Consider the following 22,737-nt stretch of genomic DNA (forward strand, 5'->3'; position numbering starts at 1 on the left):
AAAACCCCCGACCTTGAATCAAGGCCGGGGGTTTTTGCGTTGGTTTCAAGCCGCAATTTGTATATAACGGATCAATTTAACGTAGCGTCATAATTTGACTTGTCACTCAGAGCAACAGCCGTATAATCGTATGTAATATTCAGGTATATGATAGCCCACCAGCCGGACAAATTATGACCACTTTGCAGCCAATCAAGCGTCAGACACTGACTAGTGCAGTTACCGAGTCCTTGCGCAAGCGCATTCTTTTGGGTGAGTTTGCTGATGGCCAACAATTGAGGCAGGAAGCCTTGTCCAATGAGTACGGAGTCAGTCGTGTGCCTGTACGTGAGGCTTTGCGCCAGTTGGAAGCTGAAGGGTTAATTCAGATCATCGACCACAAGGGCGCCCTGGTTTCCAAGCTGTCGTTCGAGGATGTACAGGAATTACTGGAAATTCGCGCCATGCTGGAAAGCAGTGTATTGATGGCTTCTATCCCGCGCCAGACTCAGGAGGATCTGGATCTGGCCGAGCAGACACTGAAGGCATTCGAGCTGGCGCTTGCCGAGCATGATGTCAAACAATGGGGTGAGCTGAACTCACGCTTCCATCTTGCCCTGTACCGCTCGGCTGACCGGCCCAATACCTTGTCTTTGATTGAGTCACTGCATAACAAAACGGATCGCTATACCCGGATGCAGATTCTGTTTACCCATACGATGGAGCAAGCACATGCCGAGCATACCCGCCTGCTGCAACTGTGCCGTAGTGGTGCGGCAAAAGAAGCCGGCGAGTTTGTTCACTTTCATATCTTGTCTGCCGGGCGCGCCCTGGAAGCGTACCTGAAAGGGCAGTCTGCCGTAGCTGCATAATCCTGTCTTGATTCAAGGTATGGCTGGTGCGGGTTTGGGCAGGGCTCGCATGCGGTCTTGTGGATGGGCAAAGGTCACACTGCCTATCCGGACGATGCCTATTAGCGGGATGCTGTCGTCGATGGCTTCGTGGTCATGACGTGAGTAGGGGCGCTCATAGCGGGCGATCACCCCTTCCACAGGGTTTCTCAATTCTTCCAGCGCTTGCACTAGTTTGACGCCTCCCTCGCCTTGGCTTTCACGCAGGCCTTGTGCCAGCAGTAACATTCCATCGTAACCTTGAGCCACAGCTGATGGCGAGCGCATACGCTTGGTGTGAAAGCGTTGATAAAAGCGCTTGGAAAATGCTTGCTGGCGGATTTCATTACTGTTTTCGATAAAAGTCTGCACCATGCGGGTTCCTTCTGCGTTTGGCCCCGCCTGATCAATGAAGTTGCTCATGGATAAGGTCCAGCTACCCATAATGGGGACGTGCCAGCCCATTTTTTTCATGCCGTTGGCGATAGCTGCCAGCGGGGAGCCTATGCCATAGGTCAGTAGCGTTTCGGCACCGGCATCTTTGCTGCGCGCCAGAGCCAGGTTGAGGTCGCGTTCATTTTGGCCGAAGTTTTCTATATTGACGGGCTTTAACCCGCGCCGGGCCAGTGCCTTCAGTAGCTGGGCTTGGCCGTTGCGCCCGTAGGGCGTGGTGTCGGCAAAAATGGCGACCCGCCTGAGTCCGTCGCGGCGTACGGCTTCCTGCACAATCAGTTCTGCCTGTGTGTCGTCGGGTGCGGAAACGCGAAAAATATAATGAACCGGCGCTTGCTGATGACGCTGCAAAATTTCGGGGGCGGTGGCGATGGTCACCATGACCGGCATGCGGGCCTGTTGGTAGATCCCTATGCTGGCAAGTACGACCGGTGTATTGACGAAGCCGATGACGGCATCCAGTTTCTGCCTGGTTGTAAATTCGTGTGCGATGCGAATGCCCCGCTCGTTCTGGCCGGCATCGTCACGCTCGACCAGTTGCAGTATTCTGCCGCCAATCCCGCCCTGACTATTGATTTCCTCTGTCGCCAGACGAATGCCTTCGCGCATGGACAAGCCCATGGGCGATGAGTTGCCGGTAAATGCTCCTGTAACACCTATACGCAAGGGGGGAGGGGTGGAGGGGGCCGCTTGTGCCGTGCCCAGCAAGAGAGGCAGCATGGCAAGGCAGGCGCGTAAAGTAGGCATTATGTGCTGTTCGCTGGCGTATTTCATTGACGTACAATAAGTCGATAGACCATGTGGTTTCAAGTTTAATGAATTAAATACTAAAAGCATTGAACGGGTGGACTCGGGTAGACTGTCGTCTTCTTTCGCCATTTTTGCTGTGCCTATGTTTTTGTTGCCCTGGTTTTCCCGCCAAACAAGTGGCCGCCGTCTGCCTCGCTGGTTACGGTTGGTTCCCAATACCACCATTGTCCTGTTCTTTCTCATGATGCTGTTGGTGTGGTGGATGCTGGATGTGCGCGAGGCCGAGCAGCGTCAGGTCGAACTGGTCCGCGATGTGCAGTGGGCCGAGCAGACCATACAGTTGCGGCTGGAAGATGATGTGAGCCAGTTGGCAACGCTGGTTTACGCCATTACCCATGAAGAGGTGAAGCGCGCCGATTTTGAACGTCAGGCCGCCGAATTGATGGCCAATGCGCCAGAAATCGTGCAATTGACCCAGTTTGATGCGCAGGGTAATTGGCTGGCTGGAGCCGTTCTACCCGAGCAGTTTTTGCCACGGTTAAAGGGCAAGGAGCAGACCGGTTTATGGCCATCCTTATTGCTTAACGCACGTCCTGTTTTCAGTCGACCCTACAAGCTAAGCAATCAGAACTGGGCGTTTGCCTTGTTGTTGCCTATCCAGCGGCAAGACCGCTTTGCCGGTGCCGTGATGGCAGTGTTTGATGCGACGGCCTTTGTGCGCCATGTGCCGCCGGCCTGGTTTAGTGAAAAGTATCAGCTGGCCTTGCAAGACCAGTCGGGTGTGACGCTGGCGCGTAGCGCCGCACCCGCGCAGGAATACGCCCGCTCTGCCGCCCGCCTGATTTTGCCGGGGACCGGCTTGGTTTTGCGTGCCCATCCCTTGGGGAGTCCTTTCTCTTCTGCCCTGACATTTCAATTGGCTTTGATTGGCGGCTTGGCCTTGCTGACACTGATCAGCCTGATTCTGCTGTCGCGCCATATCGGGCGCCGGATAGAAGCTGAGGATGATCGCAATATGGTTTATCAGATGTCCCAGGAAATGTTGGGCCTGATGCGTGCGGACATGACTTTGCTGGATGTCAATCCGGCCTTTTCTGCCGCATTGGGTTATAGCCAGGCGCAGTTGGTGGGGACTTCTTTGTTGAGTTATTTGCAGGAAGAGGCGCGCGAGTCCGTGCGCGAGAAGTTATTGCGGATACTGGACGGTACCGAGCCGGATATTTTGCTTGAAACCGGGCCGCTTGCAGCGGATGGCCGTGTGCGCTGGGTCTGTTGGGTCATCAGTCCGCTGCGGGATCGCGGGCTGCTGTATATGTCTGGTCGAGACCTTAGCCATATCCGGCAGGTGGAAGCAGCCTTGAGGCAGGAGTCGGCTTATCGCAAGGCGATGGAAGATTCGCTTTCTGCCGGCGTTCGCGCCATCGATCTGGAAGCGCGTATCTTGCATGTCAATCCGGCTTTTTGCCGTATTACCGGCTATTCCGCCGATGAACTGGTGGGCTGCATCCCGCCTTACCCTTACTGGTTAGCTGGCGATGAAGGCCGGCGTTGTCACGAGACGCTCATTCAGGCGATGCAGGGCGCCTACAACGAGGATGGTTACGAACAGGTTTACCGGCGCAAAAACGGCGAGTTGTTTTATGGCCATTTGTTGATGTCACCATTGATTGACGAGTACGGCAATCACAACGGCTGGATGGCGGCATTAACCGACGCCAGCGAGCAGCAAGAGAGCAGGCAACGCCTGATGGCTGCGCATGAACGCTTCGTTACCGTGGTAGAGGGCCTGAATGTGGCGGTGGCGGTGCATGATGCGGCCAGCCACGAGTTATATTTTTCCAACAGACTGTATGCAGAGCAGATGGCTGGGAATCTGGTGCCGGATGCGCCTTGTTGTGATGTCTTTTTGTGGCGTTTGATTCAGACTCAAGGCGATTTTGATTTTGAGCTGCAGTGGGGCACAGAGGGGGGCACGCGCTGCCTGGCTGTGCGTCGGCGTATTGTGCGCTGGGTGAATGGCTGCGATGCTGAAATGATCTTGCTGGATGATATTACGGCTCAGCGTGAAGCTGAGCAGCGCTATCAGTCCCAGTTGATCCAGATGCAGGCGACCAGCCGTCTGGTGACCATGGGGGAGATGGCCTCTACCCTGGCGCACGAGCTGAATCAGCCCTTGGCCGCGATTGCCAACTATCAGGCTGGCTGTGTCGCCCGTATTCGCCAGGGCAAGAGTTCTGCCGAGGCACTGTTGCCTGTAATGCAGAAGATTACCGAGCAGGCGGAACGCGCCGGCAAGGTGGTGCGCCGCGTGCGCGAATTCGTCAAGCAAAGTGAGCCGGATCGACGTCCTTGTCTGCTGGCCGATATCATCGAGGCGACGCTGTCAATTGCCGATATCGAAGCCAGACGCCTGGGGGCGGTGATCGAGTTGCAACTGGCGGCCGATCTGCCTGCCGTGTGGGTTGATCCCATCCTGATCGAGCAGGTTCTGCTCAATCTGATCAAAAATGGTATCGAAGCCATGCAGCAACTGGAGCGTCCGCAACGGGTGCTGACGATTACGACGCATCAACTGGATGCAAGACAGATCAGGCTGGCTATTCGCGATCGCGGTCATGGTGTACCCGAGTCCATACGCGGCCAGCTGTTTGATGCTTTTTTTACCACCAAGCCTGATGGAATGGGAATGGGTCTGAATATTTGCCGCTCCATTATCGAGATGCATCAGGGGCAACTACGGCTGGATGCAGCCAAGGAGGGGGGCAGCGTGTTTTCTATTACCTTGCCGGTAGCGGAGTCTGTATGTCTGAGCGAAGCATGAAAATCCATGTAGTGGACGATGATGATGCTTTTCGTGATTCCTTGTTATGGCTGCTGGAAAGCCATGATTATCAGGTGGAAGGGCATGATAGTGCTGAAGCTTTCCTGATCGGGCGTACGCGCGGGGAAGTGGCCTGCCTGATAGCCGACGTCAGGATGCCGGGGATGAATGGCTTGCTGTTGTTGGGCGAATTGCAGCAGATGGGGATTAACTGGCCGGTCATCTTCATGACCGGGCATGGGGATGTGCCAATGGCGGTGCAGGCCCTCAGAAATGGTGCCCATGATTTTCTGGAAAAACCGTTTGATCAGGCTGCGTTGCTGGCTTCGCTGGATAGTGCATTGGCGGTCGCCCTGGACAGGCAAAGCAAGTTGCTGGCCTACGAGCGGGTTGCTGCGCGTCTGGCGCTGTTGACGCAGCGTGAGCGCGAAGTGCTGGATCTGGTTGTACAGGGCAAGATGAACAAGGTGATCGCCGACGCCTTGGGTATCAGTATCAAAACGGTAGAAGTTCATCGAGGAAAAATGATGGACAAAATGCGTGCCCGTTCGGTGGTTGAACTGGTGCAGGCGCTGGTGAGCGTGCAGGAATAGTGCGTTAAAGCATGGCCGACGCAAATTAAAGCATCTAGCTTTTCTGCCGATAAAGTAACATCTCTTGAAAATAATCGTGGGTGTGCATAATGAGCATTTTCAAACCGAGTGCGGCTGTCTTTTTGCTGGTTTCCTGTGCAGCATGTGCTTCTCCGGCTAAAACCACCTCGGCGACGCCAGCGGGCTGGATGGTGGTGGCCGATGTGCCGGCAGCAACGGGGCGTATCGCGAATGCGCCGACCATGGGGCAAGGTGGTGTTGTGCTGGGTAGCGGTTATACCGGACCCGGGCAGGACCCTAAAGTCATCGTGCAGGAAAAAGTCGTCGTCAAACAGGCACCCGCACCACTTTACGATGCGCTGCGGGTGCGTGTCGTCGGCTATGGCGCACCGCCCGTGACGCGCTCGGTATCGTCCGTTCAGCAGCGTTTGCTGGCTAAACGCGCTTCGCAGCTGGATGCCTACCGTAATATTGCCGAGCAGGTGCAAGGCTTTCGTTTGACCGGCAGCAGTGCGGTGTCCAATCTGGTGGCGGTCAATGATATTTTCCGCGTGTATGTGGATGCTTATCTGCGCGGTGTGCGCGTGATTTCAACGACGCTCAAGCCGGATGGCAGTGCCGAAACCATCGCAGAAATTGTGCTGGACGAGGCATTCTATCAAGCCTACCGCACCGCCTTGGCAGGGCAGGGCCAGCAGGTTCAGCGTGCGGCCGAAGCCATGCCGCATGGTCCTGCGCCGGCCAAGTTGTCCAGTGCCTGTAGCGGCAAGGGCTGCACTTGGGACAATAATTTCTATATGGCGCAATAATGCGCACGACCCCGCACTTGCTTGGCCTGTTGCTTGCCTTGTTGCTCGGGGTGAGCGGGGCCAATGCCGAAGTTTATCAGGCTGAAGGCATGGCCTCGCTGGAAGGCGGGCGTACGGCTGCGCGTGAGCAGGCTATCGATGACGCGCTGGCGCAGATCGCTGTGTCGCATCGTGGACGCTTAGTTGGCGTGAGCGAGCTGGGGCCTGAGGGTTTGGCCGAGTCTTCCTTGCTGGGGCCACGGCGGGTGCCGGGGCGTATGAGTGTAATTTCCGAGCGTGAAGGCGAGCAGTTGCTGTATGTGACTGTCAGTCTGGATACCGGGCAAGCGTCACCGGGGGCGTCCCCCAGAATAACAGTGCCGGATACACAAGCCGGTCAAAATGGCTGTGCCGGCGCAAGCCTGCCTCCGGGGCGTTTTCTTAAACGCCGTGCACTGACAAGCTTCTTTGCGCTAAAGCATCCGCAGCAAAGTAGCGGGCTAGGTGAAATTTCGTACTGGTTGCCTGGCGAGCTGGCGCGCCGATTGTCGCTGCAAAGCAATGTAAGTGCCATGGACGGGGGGCGCTACACGCTGTTTGCGCCCGAGGTGCTGGATGACCCCTTATCCGGGCAAGATAGTGCCCGCAAATTGGGGGCGCGCGAAGGGGCGCAGTTTATCGTTGCCGGTCAGGTGGTGGAGAGCCGGATAAACCGTCAGGCGCCGCGGGTTTCTTTATTCGGTCCTGCCGATAGTCCGGAGGCCGGCATCACCTATAACGGCCCGTTTGCCGGCTTTTTGGGGGCTTCGGTGCGCGTCGCGCCGGTGGCGCGCGAGTTTGCCATGGATATGTGGCTATATGACGGGTTTACCGGTGCTTTGCTTGCGCGCGAACGCTTAAGCGGTGAGGCAAGCGGTGATGTCGCGCCATCTTCGGCACGCAGTCTGACGCCTTATGCGCTGGCAGATAGCGATTATGGCCGCATGATTGATGGCCTGATCGATCAGGCCGTGGAGCGTTTGTCGGTCAATATGGGGTGTTTGCCGTTTACCACGCGCGTGGTGCGCGCACAGGGCGGCAAAGTCTATCTGGGCGCAGGGGCGGTGGATGGTCTGGCCGTTGGCGACCGTTTGCTGGTTTACCGTCAGCAGCCGGATACGCAGATCCGTTCGGCCTCGGGCGAGGCTTTGGGGGTCCCTGAGGTTTTGCTGGGCGATATCTCCATTACTCAGGTGCAGCCCCGTTTTGCCCTCGGCATCATGAATGGCGGGCGGCAAGCGCAAACCGGCGATCTGGCTCGCTTTCCGCGACGACTTTAACCGGGTTTGAAGCAAAGCAAAATATTACAGACTGGTGTTGATAATTATTATCATTCACATTATTATCGCTGCATCACAACCAAGTCGTGCAGGAGAGTAGCTTGAACAAGATGCTGATGATGGGTGCCGTATTGGCATCGCTGTCTACATGGTCGCTGGCGGAAGAGCTGGTGGTATATGGTGCCCGTGGCGAGCAGCTGGTCAAGCCGCTGTTTGATGCCTACCAGAAGGAAACCGGCGTCAATATCCGTTATGTGATGGATAAAGAAGGCCCGTTGATGGAACGGCTCAAGGCCGAGGGCAGCAACTCGCCGGCCGATATTCTGCTGACGGTAGACGCTGGCAATCTGTGGCAGGCATCGCAGATGGGCTTGCTCAAGCCTTATGCTTCCAAGACGATCGACGCCAACGTGCCTGCCCACCTGCGCGACCCGAAAAAGGAGTGGACCGGCCTGTCGATCCGCGCCCGCACCATTTTCTACAACACGCAGAAGGTCAAGCCGGGCCAATTGTCCAGCTATGAAGATCTGGCCGATCCGAAGTGGAAGGGCAAGCTGTGCTTGCGTACCTCCAAGAAGGTGTACAACCAGTCGCTGGTTGCCATGATGCTGGCCGAAAACGGCAAAGTTGCCACCGAGAAGACGATCAAGGGCTGGGTGAATAATCTGGCAACCGATGTTTTCCCGGATGACACCAAAATGCTGGAAGCGATTGCGGCCGGTCAGTGCGATGTGGGCATTGCCAACACCTATTACTACGGCCGCCTGATGGAAAAGAGCCCGAACTTGCCATTGGGTATTTTCTGGGCCAACCAGAAAGCCCGTGGTACGCATGTGAATATTTCGGGTGCTGGCCTGACGCGCTACACCAAGAAAGAACAGGCGGCGACCCGTTTGCTGGAATGGCTGTCGTCGGACAAGGCTCAGAATATGTTTGCCGACGTGAATATGGAGTTTCCGGTGAACCCCAAGGTCAAGCCGGATGCCAAGGTGGCCGCATGGGGGCCGTTCAAGCAGAACGTGATCAATGTCTCCAACGCGGGTAGCCGCCAGACCGAAGCGGTGATGTTGATGGACCGCGCCGGCTATCGCTAAACCGTTTAGCCGTGACTGACAAAAGCCGGACCGCAAGGTTCGGCTTTTGTCTTGGACCGCCGGTATAATAGCGGCGACTCCTAAGCCCAACTAAAGATAGTTCCTGCCTTGCCTAAACTACCTGCCTTGTCCGGCCTTACGCGCTGGCGTGTTTTGCTGCTCTTGCTCAGCCTGCTGACTTTATTGCCTTTGGCCGTGATCATTCCGGCGGTCTTTAGTCCCGATCCGGCCATCTGGTCGCATCTGGTCGATTATCTGTTGCCGCAGTTGTTTCTCAATAGCGCTTATCTGATGTTGGGTGTGGGGTGTGGCGTTCTGCTGATCGGTGTGTCGCTCGCGTGGCTGGTCGCGGTATACGATTTTCCCGGGCGGCGCTTTTTCAACTGGGCGCTGATGTTGCCCTTGGCCATGCCGGCCTATGTGATGGGTTTTTCCCAGCTGGGCTTGTTTGACTATACCGGCCCCTTACAAAGCTGGTTGCGGGCAAGCTGGGGAGACTCGAGCTGGGTGCCGTCCATACGCTCGACGCCGGGCGTTATTTTAGTGCTGACGCTGGCTTTTTACCCCTATGTCTATTTGCTGGCGCGTAATGCTTTTGCCACCCAGGGGCGACGCGCGCTCGAAGTGGGGCAGTCGCTGGGCTTGTCGCGGGTGCAGGGCTTCTGGCGCGTGGCCTTGCCGATGGCGCGACCGTGGATTATGGGCGGGCTGATGCTGGCGCTGATGGAAACGCTGGCGGATTTCGGCACGGTGTCGATTTTCAATTACGACGCCTTTACCTCGGCAATTTATAAGGCCTGGTTCAGTTTCTTCTCGCTGGATACTGCCAAACAACTGGCCTCCATGCTGGTGCTGATTGTGTTCGTGCTGGTGGTGCTGGAGCAGCGCGCCCGTGGCCGGCGTGCCTACACCCAAAGCGGCCGTGCCGCCCCCTTGCATCGCTTGCCTTTGCAGGGCGGGGCTGCTGCCCTGGCGGTGCTGTTCGCCTCGCTGGTGTTGTTGCTGGCCTTTGTACTGCCGTTCGGCCAGATCGTCTGGTGGTCTTATCAGAGTCTGGAGGCCGAACTGAATGGCGACTTGTTGTCCTATAGCCTGCATTCGGTTGTATTGTCGGCGCTGGCGGCGCTGTTGGTATGCGCGGTTGCGCTTTTGCTGTCGTACGCACAGCGGCGCGCACCGTCGCGCGTCAACCAGATGCTGGCCCGTCTGGCTACCATGGGCTATGCCGTGCCGGGTACCGTGCTGGCGGTGGGAATTTTTGTGCCGGTGGCGTGGCTGGACAATGTGCTGCTCGGTCTGTTTTCCAGTGTGCTGCCACAAGGCACCACAGCCATTCTGAAAGGCTCGCTGCTGGTCTTGCTGCTGGCCTATCTTGCCCGTTTTCTGGCCGTCGGGCACACCTCGGTGGATGCCGCCATGCACCGCATTACCCGCTCGCAAGAAGAAGCTGCGCGCAATTTGGGCTGGTTTGGCTGGCGTCTGGTGACGCGACTGCATCTGCCTTTATTGCGTGGCGGCCTGATGACGGCACTATTGATGGTGTTTGTCGATGTAATGAAGGAAATGCCGATTACGCTGATGACTCGTCCGTTTGGCTGGGATACCCTCGCGGTGCGCATTTTTACCCTGACCACCGAGGGAGAGTGGGAGCGGGCCGCACTGCCTGCCGTCGCCATTGTTCTGGCCGGTTTGCTGCCGGTGATTCTGCTGTCGAAAGAGGAAAATTAATATGTCTGCTTTGCTTGAATTTTCCGCTGTATCGCATGCTTATGGTGCACGGCGCGTGATTGATAGCATGAGTTTTTCGCTGCAGGACGGGGAAATCGGTTGTTTGTTGGGGGGGTCCGGTTGCGGCAAGACCACGGTTTTGCGCTGTATTGCCGGTTTTGAGACGCTGGGTGAGGGCGAGATCCGCCTGAGTGGACGGGTGCTGGCCGATGCGGCCATGGCGGTGCCCGCCCATCAGCGCGAAATCGGCATGGTGTTTCAGGACTATGCCTTGTTTCCCCATTTGACGGTCGAAGACAATATCGGTTTTGGCTTGTCGGCTTTGGCGCGCAGTGAGCGCAAGTCGCGGGTAGCGGCGATGCTGGCATTGGTCGGTCTGGTCTCTTATGCCAAAAACTATCCTCATGAGCTCTCCGGAGGGCAGCAGCAGCGAGTCGCGCTGGCGCGGGCGCTGGCCACGCGGCCGCGCCTGCTGCTGCTGGATGAGCCTTTTTCCAATCTGGATGTGGATTTGCGCGAACGACTTAGCCGCGAAGTGCGCGACATCCTCAAGCATGAGGGTGTCAGTGCGATTCTGGTTACGCATGACCAGCATGAGGCATTTGCCGTGGCCGACAAGGTTGGCGTGATGCAAGGCGGGGCTTTATTGCAGTGGGCGACGCCTTATCAGCTTTACCATGAGCCGGTTTCGCGTTATGTGGCCAATTTTATCGGTCAGGGGGTACTGGTGCCGGGCAAGGTGAGCGGGCCGCGCTGCCTGACGCTTGAGGTCGGCGAATTCTGCGGCTTGCTGCCTTTGGGTTTTGCCGGCGGCGACACGGTTGATGTGCTGTTACGGCCCGATGATGTGGTGCATGATGATGCGAGCGAGCAGACGGCTGTGGTGGTGGACAAGGTGTTCCGCGGGGCGGATTTCCATTACACCCTGGCCTTGCCCTCAGGTCAGCATGTATTGGCGCAGGTGGGCAGTCATCACAATCATGCCATCGGGGAGTCTATCGGTATCCGGCTGGAGCTGGATCACCTGATTGCGTTTAAGCGGGAATAGGGAATAGGGGCGGCTAGCGGGTTTCGTTTTTCGGGAACGGGAAGCCGGGATTTGGGAACCGAGGTGTTGACGTGGTTTGGTCTGTCCTAAACACTGAAACCCGAGTCCCGAGTCCCGAGTCCCGAGTCCCGAGTCCCGAGTCCCGAGTCCCGAGTCCCGAGTCCCGAGTCCCGAGTCCCGAGTCCCGAGTCCCGAGTCCCGAGTCCCGAGTCCCGAGTCCCGAGTCCCGAGTCCCGAGTCCCGAGTCCCGAGTCCCGAGTCCCGAGTCCCGAGTCCCGAGTCCCGAGTCCCGAGTCCCGAGTCCCGAGTCCCGAGTCCCGAGTCCCGAGTCCCGAGTCCCGAGTCCCGAGTCCCGAGTCCCGAGTCCCGAGTCCCGAGTCCCGAGTCCCGAGTCCCGAGTCCCGAGTCCCGAGTCCCGAGTCCCGAGTCCCGAGTCCCGAGTCCCGAGTCCCGAGTCCCGAGTCCCGAGTCCCGAGTCCCGAGTCCCGAGTCCCGAGTCCCGAGTCCCGAGTCCCGAGTCCCGAGTCCCGAGTCCCGAGTCCCGAGTCCCGAGTCCCGAGTCCCGAGTCCCGAGTCCCGAGTCCCGAGTCCCGAGTCCCGAGTCCCGAGTCCCGAGTCCCGAGTCCCGAGTCCCGAGTCCCGAGTCCCGAGTCCCGAGTCCCGAGTCCCGAGTCCCGAGTCCCGAGTCCCGAGTCCCGAGTCCCGAGTCCCGAGTCCCGAGTCCCGAGTCCCGAGTCCCGAGTCCCGAGTCCCGAGTCCCGAGTCCCGAGTCCCGAGTCCCGAGTCCCGAGTCCCGAGTCCCGAGTCCCGAGTCCCGAGTCCCGAGTCCCGAGTCCCGAGTCCCGAGTCCCGAGTCCCGAGTCCCGAGTCCCGAGTCCCGAGTCCCGAGTGAAGTCTTAACCTGCCAGCCAATGCCCTGGCTGTGCTTCCAGCCAGGTCCGGATATTTTTGGCGTCATTGGTACGGGCGTTGCTGGCTTTGGAGTCCAGCAGCACGATCACCAGTTGCTGGCCGCCGACGGTCGCATACATGACCAGACAGCGGCCGGCTTCCTGGATATAGCCGGTCTTGGACAGGCCGATATCCCACTCTCCTTCACGCACCAGCGCATTGCTGTTTTTGTAGTGCAGCATGCGCCCGGCGCGGGCGATAGTGTCGTGTTCGGTCGAGGTGCTGAACTGGCGGATCAGGGGGTAGCCGTGTGCCGCGCGCACCATGCGCGCCAGATCCTGTGCGGTCGAGCTGTTGCGCATATCCAGACCCGTCGGATCATAGAACACGGTATTGTTCATGCCCAAGGCGCGGGCCTTGCTGTTCATGCGCGCGACAAAGGCCTGGGTGCCGCCGGGGTAGTAGCGCGACAAGACATGTGACGCGCGGTTTTCCGATGACATCAGCGCCAGCAGCAGCATCTCGCGGCGCGACAAGGTGGTGCCGACGGCAAGGCGCGAGCTGGTATTTTTCAGCCTGTCGATTTCGGCATCGGAAATGGTCAGCATGTCGTCCAGCGGCTGGCCGGCGTCCAGCATTACCATCGCCGTCATCAGTTTGGTGATGGAGGCGATGGGGGTGCGCATGCCGGCATTTTTCTGGTACAAGGCTTCGCCGGTGCTGGTGTTAAGGACAAGAACCGCGTTCGAGCTGAGCTGTGGTGCGCTCTGCTGGAAGGCGGCAAGGTGGTACACTGGCTGGGCCGCATGCACCATAGGGGGGAGGGCCAGCAGGCTTACGCTCAAGGCGGTGATGATTCTCAGCATCCCGTGAACTCCATATAAGGGTGTCTGAACAGATTCTGTGACGGCGATTTTAAACACAAAACTCCCGGATGTCGCTGTTCTTGCGGGGGTTTATCCAAGCGGATGTTTTCATTATGGTTGTCACCTTTCCCGGTAGCCCGTTTCGCCTGCATCAAAGCTTCGAGCCGGCGGGGGATCAGCCTGCTGCGATTCGCGCGCTGGACGAGGGCTTGAGCGATGGGTTGTCCTACCAGACCCTGCTTGGGGTGACCGGCTCGGGCAAGACTTTCACCATGGCCAACGTGATTGCCCGCACCGGACGTGCCGCCATCATCATGGCGCACAACAAGACGCTGGCAGCCCAGTTATACAGCGAGATGCGCGAGTTTTTTCCCGAAAACGCGGTCGAGTATTTCGTGTCCTACTACGACTATTATCAGCCTGAAGCCTACGTCCCCAGTCGCGACCTGTTTATCGAGAAAGACTCCAGCATTAACGAGCATATCGAACAGATGCGCTTGTCAGCGACCAAAAGCATACTCGAGCGCCCGGACTGCATCATTATTGCTACGGTGTCGGCCATTTACGGTATTGGTGACCCTGCGTCCTACCACCAGATGATTCTGCACCTGAAAGAGGGCGAACGTCTGGCACAGCGCGAGATTATCGCGCGCCTGGTGGCGATGCAGTACGAGCGCAACGATGTCGATTTTTCCCGTGGTACCTTCCGTGTGCGTGGTGACGTGATCGATATCTTTCCGGCCGAATCGGCCGAGCTCGCACTGAGGGTCTCGCTATTCGATGATGAGCTGGAGACCTTGACGTTGTTTGACCCGCTGACCGGTGTGACGCGCCAGCGTGTCGGGCGTTATACCGTGTTTCCGTCCAGTCACTATGTCACGCCGCGCGACAAAGTGCTGGCCGCCTGCGAAAAGATCAAACTGGAGTTGGCCGAGCGGGTGGCGTGGTATCAGAAAGAAGGCAAGCTAGTTGAGGCGCAGCGTATCGAACAGCGTACCCGTTTCGATCTGGAAATGTTGTACGAGATGGGCTTTTGCAAGGGTATCGAAAATTATTCGCGCCTGTTTTCCGGTCGCGGCTCAGGCGAGGCGCCGCCGACGCTGATCGACTATCTGCCGAAAAATGCGCTGATGTTTATCGACGAGAGTCACGTCACCATTCCGCAGATTGGTGCCATGTATAAAGGCGATGCAGCGCGCAAATCGAATCTGATCGAGTACGGCTTTCGCCTGCCGTCGGCGGCGGACAACCGTCCACTGAAGTTTCCCGAGTTCGAGCGCCTGATGCCGCAAACCGTATTCGTGTCGGCGACGCCTTCGGTGTACGAGAAAGAGCATGCCGGGCAGGTGGTCGAGCAGGTGGTGCGCCCGACCGGCCTGACCGATCCTGAGATCGAAGTGCGTCCGGTCGCGACCCAGGTGGATGACTTGCTGTCGGAAATCACGCTGCGTGTCGGCCGGAATGAGCGGGTGCTGGTCACCACGCTGACCAAACGCATGGCCGAGCAGCTGACCGATTACTATACGGAGCATGGCGTCAAGGTACGCTATCTGCATTCGGATATTGACACGGTCGAGCGGGTCGAGATTTTGCGCGACTTGCGTCTGGGGATGTTCGATGTACTGGTCGGCATTAATCTGCTGCGCGAGGGACTGGATATTCCCGAAGTGAGTCTGGTCGGTATTCTGGATGCGGACAAAGAGGGGTTTTTGCGTAGCGAACGCAGCCTGATCCAGACCATAGGCCGCGCCGCGCGCAATCTGCATGGCCGTGCCATCCTTTACGCCGACCGGATTACCGACAGTATGCGTCGGGCGATGGATGAAACTGAGCGTCGCCGTACCAAGCAGATTGCCTTCAATCTCGAGCATGGCATTACCCCTAAAGGGATAGACAAGAAGATCAAGGATCTGATTGATGGCGTCTATTCCGCGGCGGCCAGTAAACAGCACCTGGTTGATGAGGCACGGGTGGCGATGATGGACGAAAAAACGCTGGCGCGTGAAATCAAGCGACTGGAGAAGGAGATGCTGGCAGCGGCGCGCAATCTCGAGTTTGAAAAGGCGGCGGCCTTGCGTGACGAGTTGAAATCGCTCAAAGAGCTGGCGTTTATCAATGATCTGTAGGGATTCATGATGCAAAATCCGCCACAAGACAAGAACAAGCGCGACCGGCCGCTGCCGGCGCTGGAGGTGTCGCCCAGCCTGAGTGCCGATGTGATTTTGCCGCGCCAGACTGGGCGCGCACAAGGTCGGGGCGGATTGCTGGCGATGGGGTCGTCCACGGGCGGGACCGAGGCTTTGCGCGTGGTATTGGCCGGTTTGGCAAGGGATACGCCGCCGGTGATCGTGTCGCAACATATGCCCGAGATGTTTACCCGTTCGTTTGCCGAGCGCCTCGACAGCCTGTGTGCCATTCATGTGAAAGAGGCCGTAGACGGCGAAGTTTTACGACCCGGTACGGCTTATATCGCACCGGGGCATTCGCACTTGTTGCTGCGTCTGGCGCCGGATGGTGCTTATACCGTCAGTCTCAATCAGGGGCATCCGGTTAATCGGCATAGGCCGTCGGTCGATGTGATGTTCCGTGCCGCTGCCAATGTCGCAGGTAGCAACTGTATCGCGGTGATCCTGACCGGCATGGGGCGGGACGGCGCCGAGGGTATGCTGGAGCTGAAGCAGGCCGGTGCGTATAATCTGGCGCAGGATGAGAAAAGTTGTGTCGTATTCGGCATGCCGCGCGAAGCCATTTTGCGTGGTGCCGCCGACGAAGTGCTTGCCTTGACCGATATTCCCGCGCGTCTGACGGCCTTGTGCCGGCAGCGCTTCAATTTGCGGTTGCCTTGCTGATGAAATTTTTACCTGTACTGGTGGTTGAGGACGATGCCGACCTCAGGGAAGCGATTGTCGACACGCTGGCGCTGGCCGGTTTTGCCGTGCTCGAGGCGGCGGATGGTCATGCGGCTTTAGCGCTGATGCAAACTGAACCGGTTGGTCTGGTTGTCTCCGATGCGCAAATGGCTCCGATGGATGGCTATACCCTGTTTGCCAAGCTGGCCGAGTCTTATCCCGGCGTGCCTTTTATCCTGATGACGGCATACGGCGTGATTGAGCGAGCGATTGACTTGTTGCGCGCCGGTGCCGCGCATTATCTGCTCAAGCCATTCGAGCCCAAGGCATTGCTGGCCGAGGTGGAAAAATACCTCCTGCCGCTGCCGGCAGCTCAGATGGATGGCGTGGTTGCCGAGTCGCCTGCGATGCAGCAATTGCTGGCACTGGCGCGCAAAGTCGCGCCATCTGACGCGAGCGTACTGATTTCCGGCCCCAGTGGTGCCGGCAAGGAGGTGCTGGCACGCTTTATCCATCGCAATTCACGGCGTATGGCGGGGCCTTTTGTTGCGGTCAATTGCGCGGCGATTCCGGAAAACCTGCTGGAGTCGACGCTATTCGGTCATGAAAAGGGCGCCTTTACCGGTGCGCAAACGGCGCTGGCCGGCAAGTTCGAGCAGGCACAAGGCGGGACCTTGTTGCTGGATGAAGTCACTGAAATGCCGCTGGCCTTGCAGGCTAAGCTGCTGCGCGTATTGCAAGAGCGCGAGTTGGAGCGGGTGGGGGGGAGCCGTACCATCAAGCTGGATATCCGGGTGCTCTCGACCAGCAACCGTGATGTCGCTGCCGAAGTGGCGGCCGGCCATTTTCGCGAGGATCTTTACTTCAGGCTGAATGTTTTTCCCTTGCGCGTGCCGGCGCTGGCCGAGCGCAGTGAGGATATTCTGCCCTTGGCACGAATGCTGCTAGTGAAGTATGGGGATGCCTGTAGCCGGCAGTCTTTGATGCTCTCGCGTGAAGCCGAACGTCATTTGACTGCCTATGGATGGGAAGGTAACATTCGCGAGCTGGAAAACGTGATGCAAAGGGCGGCAATTCTTGCCGCAGCGCCGGAAGTTTCCGCCGCCGACCTGATGCTGGACACGGTTTTTCCGACTGCCGTTACCTTGTCTTCCGTAGCTGGCGACGACACCGACATGAAGGCGCTGGAGCGGCGCCATATACTGGAGACGCTGTCCCAGTTTGGCGGAGTCAGGAAGCTGGCGGCCCAGAAGCTGGGCATGAGTGAACGGACCTTGCGTTACAAGCTGCAACGCTATCGTGAAGAGTCCGGGCAGTAAATAAAGGTAAGCATCAATGTCGACACAGGGAATTAATCAGCTTTTAGGCGAGCTCAGAGCCATGTCGGCGCTGGCGGGGGGGCAGTCTGCCTCTGTGCAGCAGCAGCCGGGGGCAGTCGAGTTCGGCGATGTGCTCAAGTCGACGCTGGAGCAGGTCAATAGTGCGCAAAAGGCATCGCAGGATCTGCAAAAAAGCTTCGAGCTGGGCGATGAGGGTGTCAATGTGCAGGACGTGATGGTGTCCATGCAGAAAGCCAGCCTGTCATTCCAGACCATGGTACAGGCCCGCAACAAACTGGTGTCGGCCTACCAGGAAATCATGAACACCCAAGTCTGACGCTTGCGGCCGGCATCCGCCGCGCGCGGCGGACATCTAACGAAACCACTGTATGGCTGAACTGGTCGATCACGCAGCGCCAGCCTGGAAAAACCGGGCAAATGAGGCGCTGGGGCGTTTCAAGGCTCTGCCCAATAATAAGAAGTTGTTATTCTTTGCCGCTATCGCGGCTGTTTTGTCTATCGTTGTCGGCTTGCTGGTGTTTAACCGCGAGCCTGCGCAGCGCATCCTTTTCTCTGGCTTGTCCGATCGCGATGGCGGACAGATTGCCGCCTCCTTGCAGCAGATGAATGTTCCATACCAGCTGGGTGAGGGTGGCGTTATCAGTGTGCCTTCCGACAAGGTCTACGATGTGCGCCTTAAGCTGGCGGCGCAGGGTCTGCCCAAGACCGGTGGTACCGGCTTTGAGCTGATGGATAACCAGAAATTCGGCATCAGCCAGTTTTCCGAGCAAGTCAATTACCAGCGCGCGATTGAGGGCGAGCTGACGCGCACCATAGAAAGCATCGCCTCGGTCGATTCGGCCCGCGTGCATCTGGCCGTGCCCAAGCAAAGCGTGTTCGTGCGCGAGCAGCAGCTGCCTACCGCTTCTGTCATGCTGACCCTGCACCCCGGGCGGCTGATGGATACGGCACAAACGGCCGGCATCATGCATCTGGTGGCCAGCTCCGTGCCCAATTTGCCCCTGAAAAACATCTCCATTGTCGATCAGGAGGGCAATTTGTTGTCCGGGTCCGCTGACCCCAATAATGCCTCGGGTCTGGATCAGCGCCAGCTATCATTTGTGCGCCAGATCGAGCAGGACTATGCGCGACGTATCGAGGCCATACTCGAACCCATCTTCGGCAAGAGTAACGCGCATGCGCAGGTGACGGCACAGGTTGACTTCTCCGAAGTCGAGCAGACTTCTGAGACCTATCGCCCTAACTCTTCGCCTAATCCGTCCGCAACGCGCAGTCAGCAGATCAGCGAGTCGCTGGGTGGTGGCGCGCCCGTGCCTTCCGGTGTGCCGGGTGCCTTGTCCAATCAGCCGCCATCGGCTGCTTCGGCACCATTGACGCTGCCGCCGGGAGCCGCTCCCGGCACCGTGACCCTGTCCGGTCAGCCCTTGACGGCAGCGGGAGCCACGCGGCGCGATATCACGACCAATTACGAAGTCGACAAAACCATACAGCACACCAAGCTGCCCAAGGGCTCGGTCAAGCGCCTGTCGGCGGCTGTCGTCGTCAATTTCAAGCTGGTGCCGGATAAGGATGGCGAACTTAAGCCGACGGCGCTCACGGCTAAAGAAGTCGAGCAGATCAATAATCTGGTGCGTGAAGCCATCGGTTACAACACCGAGCGTGGCGATTCGGTCAATGTGGTGAATGCGGCCTTTGCCGATGCGGTATTGCCGGCCTCGGTGCAGGACAAGGTGCTGGATTATGTCGGCAACAATAGTAGCGAGTTGCTCAAATATGGCCTGCTGGCACTGGCGCTGCTGTACCTGATGTTTGGCGTGGTGCGCCCCATTATGCGGGATGTATTGCGTCCTGCGCCGGGTGTGCAGCCTGAGGCGGAAGGCGATGCCCGCGTAGCGGCGACCCGCGGCGGCAGCTTGCTGGCTGTGGCAGGCGACGAGGACGAGAGTGAGGATGGTGTGGCCGGCAGGTCCAGTGTGCTGACCGAACGCGAGAAGCAGCGTCTGGAGTATGAGGCCAATTTGCAGGCCGCACGCGAGCTGGTCAGGGCGGATCCACGCATGGCGGCGCAGATAATCAAGGAATGGATAAGCGACGATGAGTGATGCCGGAATCCGTCGCAGCGCGGTGCTGCTGTTTAGCCTGGGGCAGGCCGAGGCGATCGAGGTGTTCAAGTACCTCGGGCCGAAAGAAGTGCAGAAACTGAGCCTGACCATGGCGGCCGTCAATAACGTCAACCATGACGAAATCGAAACCGTGGTCGGCCAGTTCCGTGAAGAGTGCGCTTCGCGCGCCAGTATCGGTGCGACCGACGAGTATCTGCGCAATGTGCTGATCGAGTCGCTGGGTGCGGACAAGGCCGCCAACTTGCTGGACAAAATTACCCAGGGTAATGATCACAGCGGTATCGAAAGCCTGAAATGGATGGATCCGAGTTCGGCCGCCGACCTGATCCGCAATGAACACCCGCAGATTATTGCCACCATTTTGGTCCATCTGGAGCCGGATCAGTCCAGCGGAATTCTGGCGAGTTTCCCCGAGCGCATGCGCAATGAGGTGCTGATCCGTACCGCGACGCTGGAAGGCGTGCAGCCGCAAGCGCTGCGCGAACTGAACGAAGTGCTGACCCAGCTCTTGTCCGGTTCGGATCGGGTCAAGAAAAGTGCGGCTGGTGGTATTGGCATGACGGCCGATATCCTCAACTTCCTTGGTTCGAATGTGGAAGCCTCGGCGCTGAGTTATATCCGCGAATACGACCCCGAGCTGGCACAGCGTATTCAGGACAAGATGTTTGTATTCGAGAATTTGCTGGATATCGATGACCGCGCTATCCAGACCATCTTGCGCGAGGTGCAGTCCGACTCGCTGGTAATTGCCCTGAAGGGGACAACGCCGGAAATGCGCGAAAAAATCTTCAAGAATATGTCGCAGCGCGCTGCCGAAATGTTGCGTGACGATCTCGAATCCAAAGGGCCGGTCAAGCTGTCCGAGGTTGAGGGTGAGCAAAAAGAGATTCTCAAGATAGTGCGCAAGCTGGCTGACGAAGGCCAGATTGTGCTGGCAAGCAAAGGGGGGGATGAGGGCCTTGTCGAGTAATCCCATTATCTCGGCGGAAACTCTGGGGGCCTGGACCAGCTGGCAGCCCGGTGCGCTGGGCGCTTCAGTTCCGCTTGCTAAAAAGCCCGTGGAAGAGCCTGCGCCCGAGCCTGTAGGCATCGCGGTGCAAACTGTGGTGGATGACGCGCAGGCAACACGCGATCTGCTGGACGCGGTGCTTGCCTCTGCCAGCGAGCCGCGCCCGGTCACGATGCAGACCCCTGTGTCGTTAGCGACCGAACCTGCGGTGCTTGAGCCTGTCCCGGCTGCGATGAGTTACCCCACTGCCGCCGAACTGGAGGCTATCCATCAGGAAGCTTGGCAAGCCGGCCATGATGCCGGTTTTGCCGAGGGGCTGGCAGATGGGCATGCCGAAGGCCTGGATCTGGGGCAGGGCGAAGTCAGGGCGCAATTCGAGCAGGCATGGGCGCCGTTGGCGCAGCTGGCGAGCGCCTTGACTGACCAGCTCCCCCATCTGGAGGCTACCTTGTCACAAACGCTGGTGGCACTGGCTATTGAGTGCGGGGAGCGTTTGGCACAGGCGCATTTTGTTCATGCGCCGCAGGCATTGGAAGGCTTGGTGCGCGAGGCGCTGGCTTCTGCCGTTGGCGAGTTGTCGCAGATCCGGGTACGGGTACATCCTGAGGATGCACAGGTGCTCGAGCACTTTTTGAGTCAGGAGTATCCGAAGAGCCATATCAAGTGGCTGCAGGATGCGGCCATCAGCCGTGGCGGCTGCATGATTGAAACGCAGCTGGCGCATTTTGACTTGTCCTTGGAAACCCGTCAGTCAGCCTTGCGCGCCGCTTTGGGTCTGGCCGTTGCCGGGCAGCCGGATGAGTGACTGGCTTGAGCGGCAACTGACGCAGTTGCAAGCCTGTCGTCAGGTACTGGCCGCTGCGCCGACATGGCGTGCTCAAGGTCATCTGACCCGTGTCACCGGTCTGGTGATGGAGGCGGTCGGGCTCAAGCAACCGGTGGGGAGCGCCTGTCTGATTCATGTGGGCGGCGGGCATACGGTAGAGGCCGAAGTCGTGGGCTTCTCCGGCGAGCACCTCTATTTGATGCCGGTTGCCAATATTCACGGCTTGTTGCCCGGTGCCCTGGTCGAACCCCTGCGTACGGCCTTTCCCCCTGTTTACGGACAAAAACCCATGTTGGCGCATACGGGTGCCAGTCAGGGGCGGCAAGTGCCGGTCGGTATGGGGCTGATGGGGCGGGTGCTGGATGCGCTGGGCCGGCCGCTGGATGGAAAGGGGGCGATTGTCCCGGATGCTTGGGCGCCGCTGTATAGCCAACCATTGAACCCGCTGGCGCGCACACCGGTGCGCGAGGTGATGGATGTCGGCGTGCGCGCCATCAACGGTCTGCTGACGGTGGGGCGTGGCCAGCGTCTGGGTTTGTTTGCCGGCTCCGGTGTTGGCAAGTCGGTGCTCTTGGGTATGATGGCGCGCTTTACCCGCGCCGATGTGGTGGTGGTCGGCCTGATCGGCGAGCGGGGGCGCGAGGTCAAGGATTTCATCGAAAACATTCTGGGCGAGGCCGGGCTGGCGCGGGCTATTGTGGTGGCTGCGCCGGCGGATATGCCGCCTTTGATGCGTTTGCATGGCGCGGCTTATGCCACGGCGCTGGCCGAGCATTTTCGTGCCGAGGGTAAGGATGTCTTGCTGTTGATGGACTCGGTGACGCGTTATGCCATGGCGCAGCGCGAGATCGCACTGGCTATTGGCGAGCCGCCTGTGACGCGCGGCTACCCGCCTTCGGTGTTCGCCAAACTGCCGCAATTGATTGAGCGTGCCGGCAACGGGGAGGAGGGGGGCGGTTCCATTACGGCCTTTTATACCGTGCTGTCCGAGGGCGATGACCAGCAGGACCCGATTGCCGACTCTGCACGCGCCATCCTGGATGGTCACTTTGTTCTTTCGCGTGAGCTGGCGGAGTCGGGCCACTATCCGGCCATCGATGTCGAGCAGTCGATTTCGCGGGTGATGGTGGATGTGGTGAGTCGCGAGCATATGGAGCAGGCCCGCAGCTTCAAGCAACTGTTTTCGCGCTATCAGCGCAGTCGCGATCTGATCAGTGTCGGTGCGTATGCCCCCGGCGCCGATCCCATGCTTGACGAGGCGATACGGCGCCACCTGCCGCAAGTCGGTTTCCTGACCCAACCCCAGCACGAATCCCACGATTTCTCCTCCTCGCTTGCGCAGTTGTCGCAGACGCTGGCTGGCTGAGCTT

The 22,737-nt window shown here is 58.7% G+C and carries 18 protein-coding genes; 16 read left to right on the forward strand and 2 right to left on the reverse strand.

The features are described 5' to 3' along the window. Positions 1–173: 173 nt before the first annotated feature. Positions 174–851, forward strand: a complete 678-nt coding sequence (locus GQF02_RS06425) for a GntR family transcriptional regulator (RefSeq protein WP_124736739.1) — start codon at positions 174–176, stop codon at positions 849–851. A 12-nt stretch (positions 852–863) separates the two neighbouring features. Here GQF02_RS06425 and GQF02_RS06430 read toward each other — a convergent pair whose 3' ends face one another. Beyond that, positions 864–2,315: an ABC transporter substrate-binding protein gene (locus GQF02_RS06430; RefSeq protein WP_235930089.1), complete on the reverse strand. Its 1,452-nt coding sequence runs from the start codon at positions 2,313–2,315 to the stop codon at positions 864–866. Here GQF02_RS06430 and GQF02_RS06435 point away from each other — a divergent pair. From GQF02_RS06435 to GQF02_RS06465, 7 genes are all read left to right on the forward strand, one after another. Beyond that, on the forward strand, positions 2,314–4,893 hold the full coding sequence (locus tag GQF02_RS06435) for a PAS domain S-box protein (protein WP_235930091.1): 2,580 nt from the start codon (positions 2,314–2,316) through the stop codon (positions 4,891–4,893). The two genes, GQF02_RS06430 and GQF02_RS06435, sit on opposite strands and share 2 nt — an antisense overlap. Further along, on the forward strand, positions 4,875–5,486 hold the full coding sequence (locus GQF02_RS06440) for a response regulator transcription factor (RefSeq protein ID WP_160795733.1): 612 nt from the start codon (positions 4,875–4,877) through the stop codon (positions 5,484–5,486). The genes GQF02_RS06435 and GQF02_RS06440 overlap by 19 nt, the downstream gene beginning before the upstream one ends. Before the next feature lie 89 nt (positions 5,487–5,575). Then, the gene (locus tag GQF02_RS06445; protein ID WP_160795735.1) at positions 5,576–6,295 is read left to right on the forward strand and encodes an LPP20 family lipoprotein; all 720 of its coding nucleotides are present in this window, start codon (positions 5,576–5,578) and stop codon (positions 6,293–6,295) included. Next, positions 6,295–7,593, forward strand: a complete 1,299-nt coding sequence (locus tag GQF02_RS06450) for a flagella assembly protein FlgT middle domain-containing protein (protein WP_160795737.1) — start codon at positions 6,295–6,297, stop codon at positions 7,591–7,593. Before GQF02_RS06445 ends, GQF02_RS06450 begins: the two co-directional genes overlap by 1 nt. A gap of 101 nt (positions 7,594–7,694) precedes the next feature. Then, a complete protein-coding gene (locus GQF02_RS06455; protein ID WP_124736743.1) occupies positions 7,695–8,687 on the forward strand; it encodes an extracellular solute-binding protein in 993 nt (330 codons plus the stop codon). A 108-nt stretch (positions 8,688–8,795) separates the two neighbouring features. Further along, on the forward strand, positions 8,796–10,415 hold the full coding sequence (locus tag GQF02_RS06460; protein ID WP_235930093.1) for an ABC transporter permease: 1,620 nt from the start codon (positions 8,796–8,798) through the stop codon (positions 10,413–10,415). A 1-nt stretch (position 10,416) separates the two neighbouring features. Next, positions 10,417–11,463 (forward strand): ABC transporter ATP-binding protein, encoded by a 1,047-nt coding sequence (locus GQF02_RS06465; protein WP_160795739.1) that lies wholly within the window; start codon positions 10,417–10,419, stop codon positions 11,461–11,463. An 896-nt stretch (positions 11,464–12,359) separates the two neighbouring features. On the opposite strand, the gene GQF02_RS06470 is transcribed toward GQF02_RS06465, so the two are convergent. Then, positions 12,360–13,220, reverse strand: a complete 861-nt coding sequence (locus GQF02_RS06470) for a serine hydrolase (RefSeq protein ID WP_124736579.1) — start codon at positions 13,218–13,220, stop codon at positions 12,360–12,362. 113 nt (positions 13,221–13,333) lie between these two features. On the opposite strand from GQF02_RS06470, the gene uvrB reads away from it, so the two are divergent. Genes uvrB through fliI form a run of 8 tightly spaced genes read left to right on the forward strand, consistent with a single transcriptional unit; the run spans position 13,334 to position 22,733 of the window. Then, positions 13,334–15,346 carry an excinuclease ABC subunit UvrB gene (gene uvrB, locus GQF02_RS06475; protein ID WP_124736578.1) on the forward strand — a complete coding sequence of 671 codons (2,013 nt, stop codon included), beginning with the start codon at positions 13,334–13,336 and terminating at the stop codon, positions 15,344–15,346. A gap of 6 nt (positions 15,347–15,352) precedes the next feature. Further along, entirely contained in the window at positions 15,353–16,069 is a 717-nt protein-coding gene (locus GQF02_RS06480; protein ID WP_235930094.1) for a CheB methylesterase domain-containing protein, read from the forward strand. Beyond that, complete coding sequence (locus GQF02_RS06485) at positions 16,069–17,388, forward strand: sigma-54-dependent transcriptional regulator (RefSeq protein WP_124736577.1); 1,320 nt, start codon at positions 16,069–16,071, stop codon at positions 17,386–17,388. Before GQF02_RS06480 ends, GQF02_RS06485 begins: the two co-directional genes overlap by 1 nt. Positions 17,389–17,404: 16 nt before the next feature. After that, positions 17,405–17,725 (forward strand): flagellar hook-basal body complex protein FliE, encoded by a 321-nt coding sequence (gene fliE, locus GQF02_RS06490; RefSeq protein ID WP_124736576.1) that lies wholly within the window; start codon positions 17,405–17,407, stop codon positions 17,723–17,725. A gap of 52 nt (positions 17,726–17,777) precedes the next feature. Next, positions 17,778–19,511 carry a flagellar basal-body MS-ring/collar protein FliF gene (gene fliF / locus GQF02_RS06495; RefSeq protein ID WP_160795741.1) on the forward strand — a complete coding sequence of 578 codons (1,734 nt, stop codon included), beginning with the start codon at positions 17,778–17,780 and terminating at the stop codon, positions 19,509–19,511. After that, entirely contained in the window at positions 19,504–20,502 is a 999-nt protein-coding gene (gene fliG, locus GQF02_RS06500; protein ID WP_160795743.1) for a flagellar motor switch protein FliG, read from the forward strand. The genes fliF and fliG overlap by 8 nt, the downstream gene beginning before the upstream one ends. Then, positions 20,492–21,346 (forward strand): FliH/SctL family protein, encoded by an 855-nt coding sequence (locus GQF02_RS06505; protein WP_160795745.1) that lies wholly within the window; start codon positions 20,492–20,494, stop codon positions 21,344–21,346. The genes fliG and GQF02_RS06505 overlap by 11 nt, the downstream gene beginning before the upstream one ends. Beyond that, the gene (gene fliI, locus GQF02_RS06510; RefSeq protein ID WP_160795747.1) at positions 21,339–22,733 is read left to right on the forward strand and encodes a flagellar protein export ATPase FliI; all 1,395 of its coding nucleotides are present in this window, start codon (positions 21,339–21,341) and stop codon (positions 22,731–22,733) included. Before GQF02_RS06505 ends, fliI begins: the two co-directional genes overlap by 8 nt. Positions 22,734–22,737: the final 4 nt, after the last annotated feature.

Origin of the sequence: Craterilacuibacter sinensis, from assembly GCF_009831765.1 — a bacterium.
Lineage (GTDB): Bacteria > Pseudomonadota > Gammaproteobacteria > Burkholderiales > Chromobacteriaceae > Craterilacuibacter > Craterilacuibacter sinensis.

Bases quoted from the DNA above. Each gene is read 5' to 3' on its own strand.
- GQF02_RS06425 (WP_124736739.1), top strand. From the start codon at position 174: ATGACCACTTTGCAGCCAATCAAGCGTCAGACACTGACTAGTGCAGTT.
- GQF02_RS06435 (WP_235930091.1), top strand. From the start codon at position 2,314: ATGATGCTGTTGGTGTGGTGGATGCTGGATGTGCGCGAGGCCGAGCAG.
- GQF02_RS06430 (WP_235930089.1), bottom strand. From the start codon at position 2,315: ATGAGAAAGAACAGGACAATGGTGGTATTGGGAACCAACCGTAACCAG.
- GQF02_RS06440 (WP_160795733.1), top strand. From the start codon at position 4,875: ATGTCTGAGCGAAGCATGAAAATCCATGTAGTGGACGATGATGATGCT.
- GQF02_RS06445 (WP_160795735.1), top strand. From the start codon at position 5,576: ATGAGCATTTTCAAACCGAGTGCGGCTGTCTTTTTGCTGGTTTCCTGT.
- GQF02_RS06450 (WP_160795737.1), top strand. From the start codon at position 6,295: ATGCGCACGACCCCGCACTTGCTTGGCCTGTTGCTTGCCTTGTTGCTC.
- GQF02_RS06465 (WP_160795739.1), top strand. From the start codon at position 10,417: ATGTCTGCTTTGCTTGAATTTTCCGCTGTATCGCATGCTTATGGTGCA.
- GQF02_RS06470 (WP_124736579.1), bottom strand. From the start codon at position 13,220: ATGCTGAGAATCATCACCGCCTTGAGCGTAAGCCTGCTGGCCCTCCCC.
- uvrB (WP_124736578.1), top strand. From the start codon at position 13,334: ATGGTTGTCACCTTTCCCGGTAGCCCGTTTCGCCTGCATCAAAGCTTC.
- GQF02_RS06480 (WP_235930094.1), top strand. From the start codon at position 15,353: ATGATGCAAAATCCGCCACAAGACAAGAACAAGCGCGACCGGCCGCTG.
- GQF02_RS06485 (WP_124736577.1), top strand. From the start codon at position 16,069: ATGAAATTTTTACCTGTACTGGTGGTTGAGGACGATGCCGACCTCAGG.
- fliE (WP_124736576.1), top strand. From the start codon at position 17,405: ATGTCGACACAGGGAATTAATCAGCTTTTAGGCGAGCTCAGAGCCATG.
- fliF (WP_160795741.1), top strand. From the start codon at position 17,778: ATGGCTGAACTGGTCGATCACGCAGCGCCAGCCTGGAAAAACCGGGCA.
- fliG (WP_160795743.1), top strand. From the start codon at position 19,504: ATGAGTGATGCCGGAATCCGTCGCAGCGCGGTGCTGCTGTTTAGCCTG.
- fliI (WP_160795747.1), top strand. From the start codon at position 21,339: ATGAGTGACTGGCTTGAGCGGCAACTGACGCAGTTGCAAGCCTGTCGT.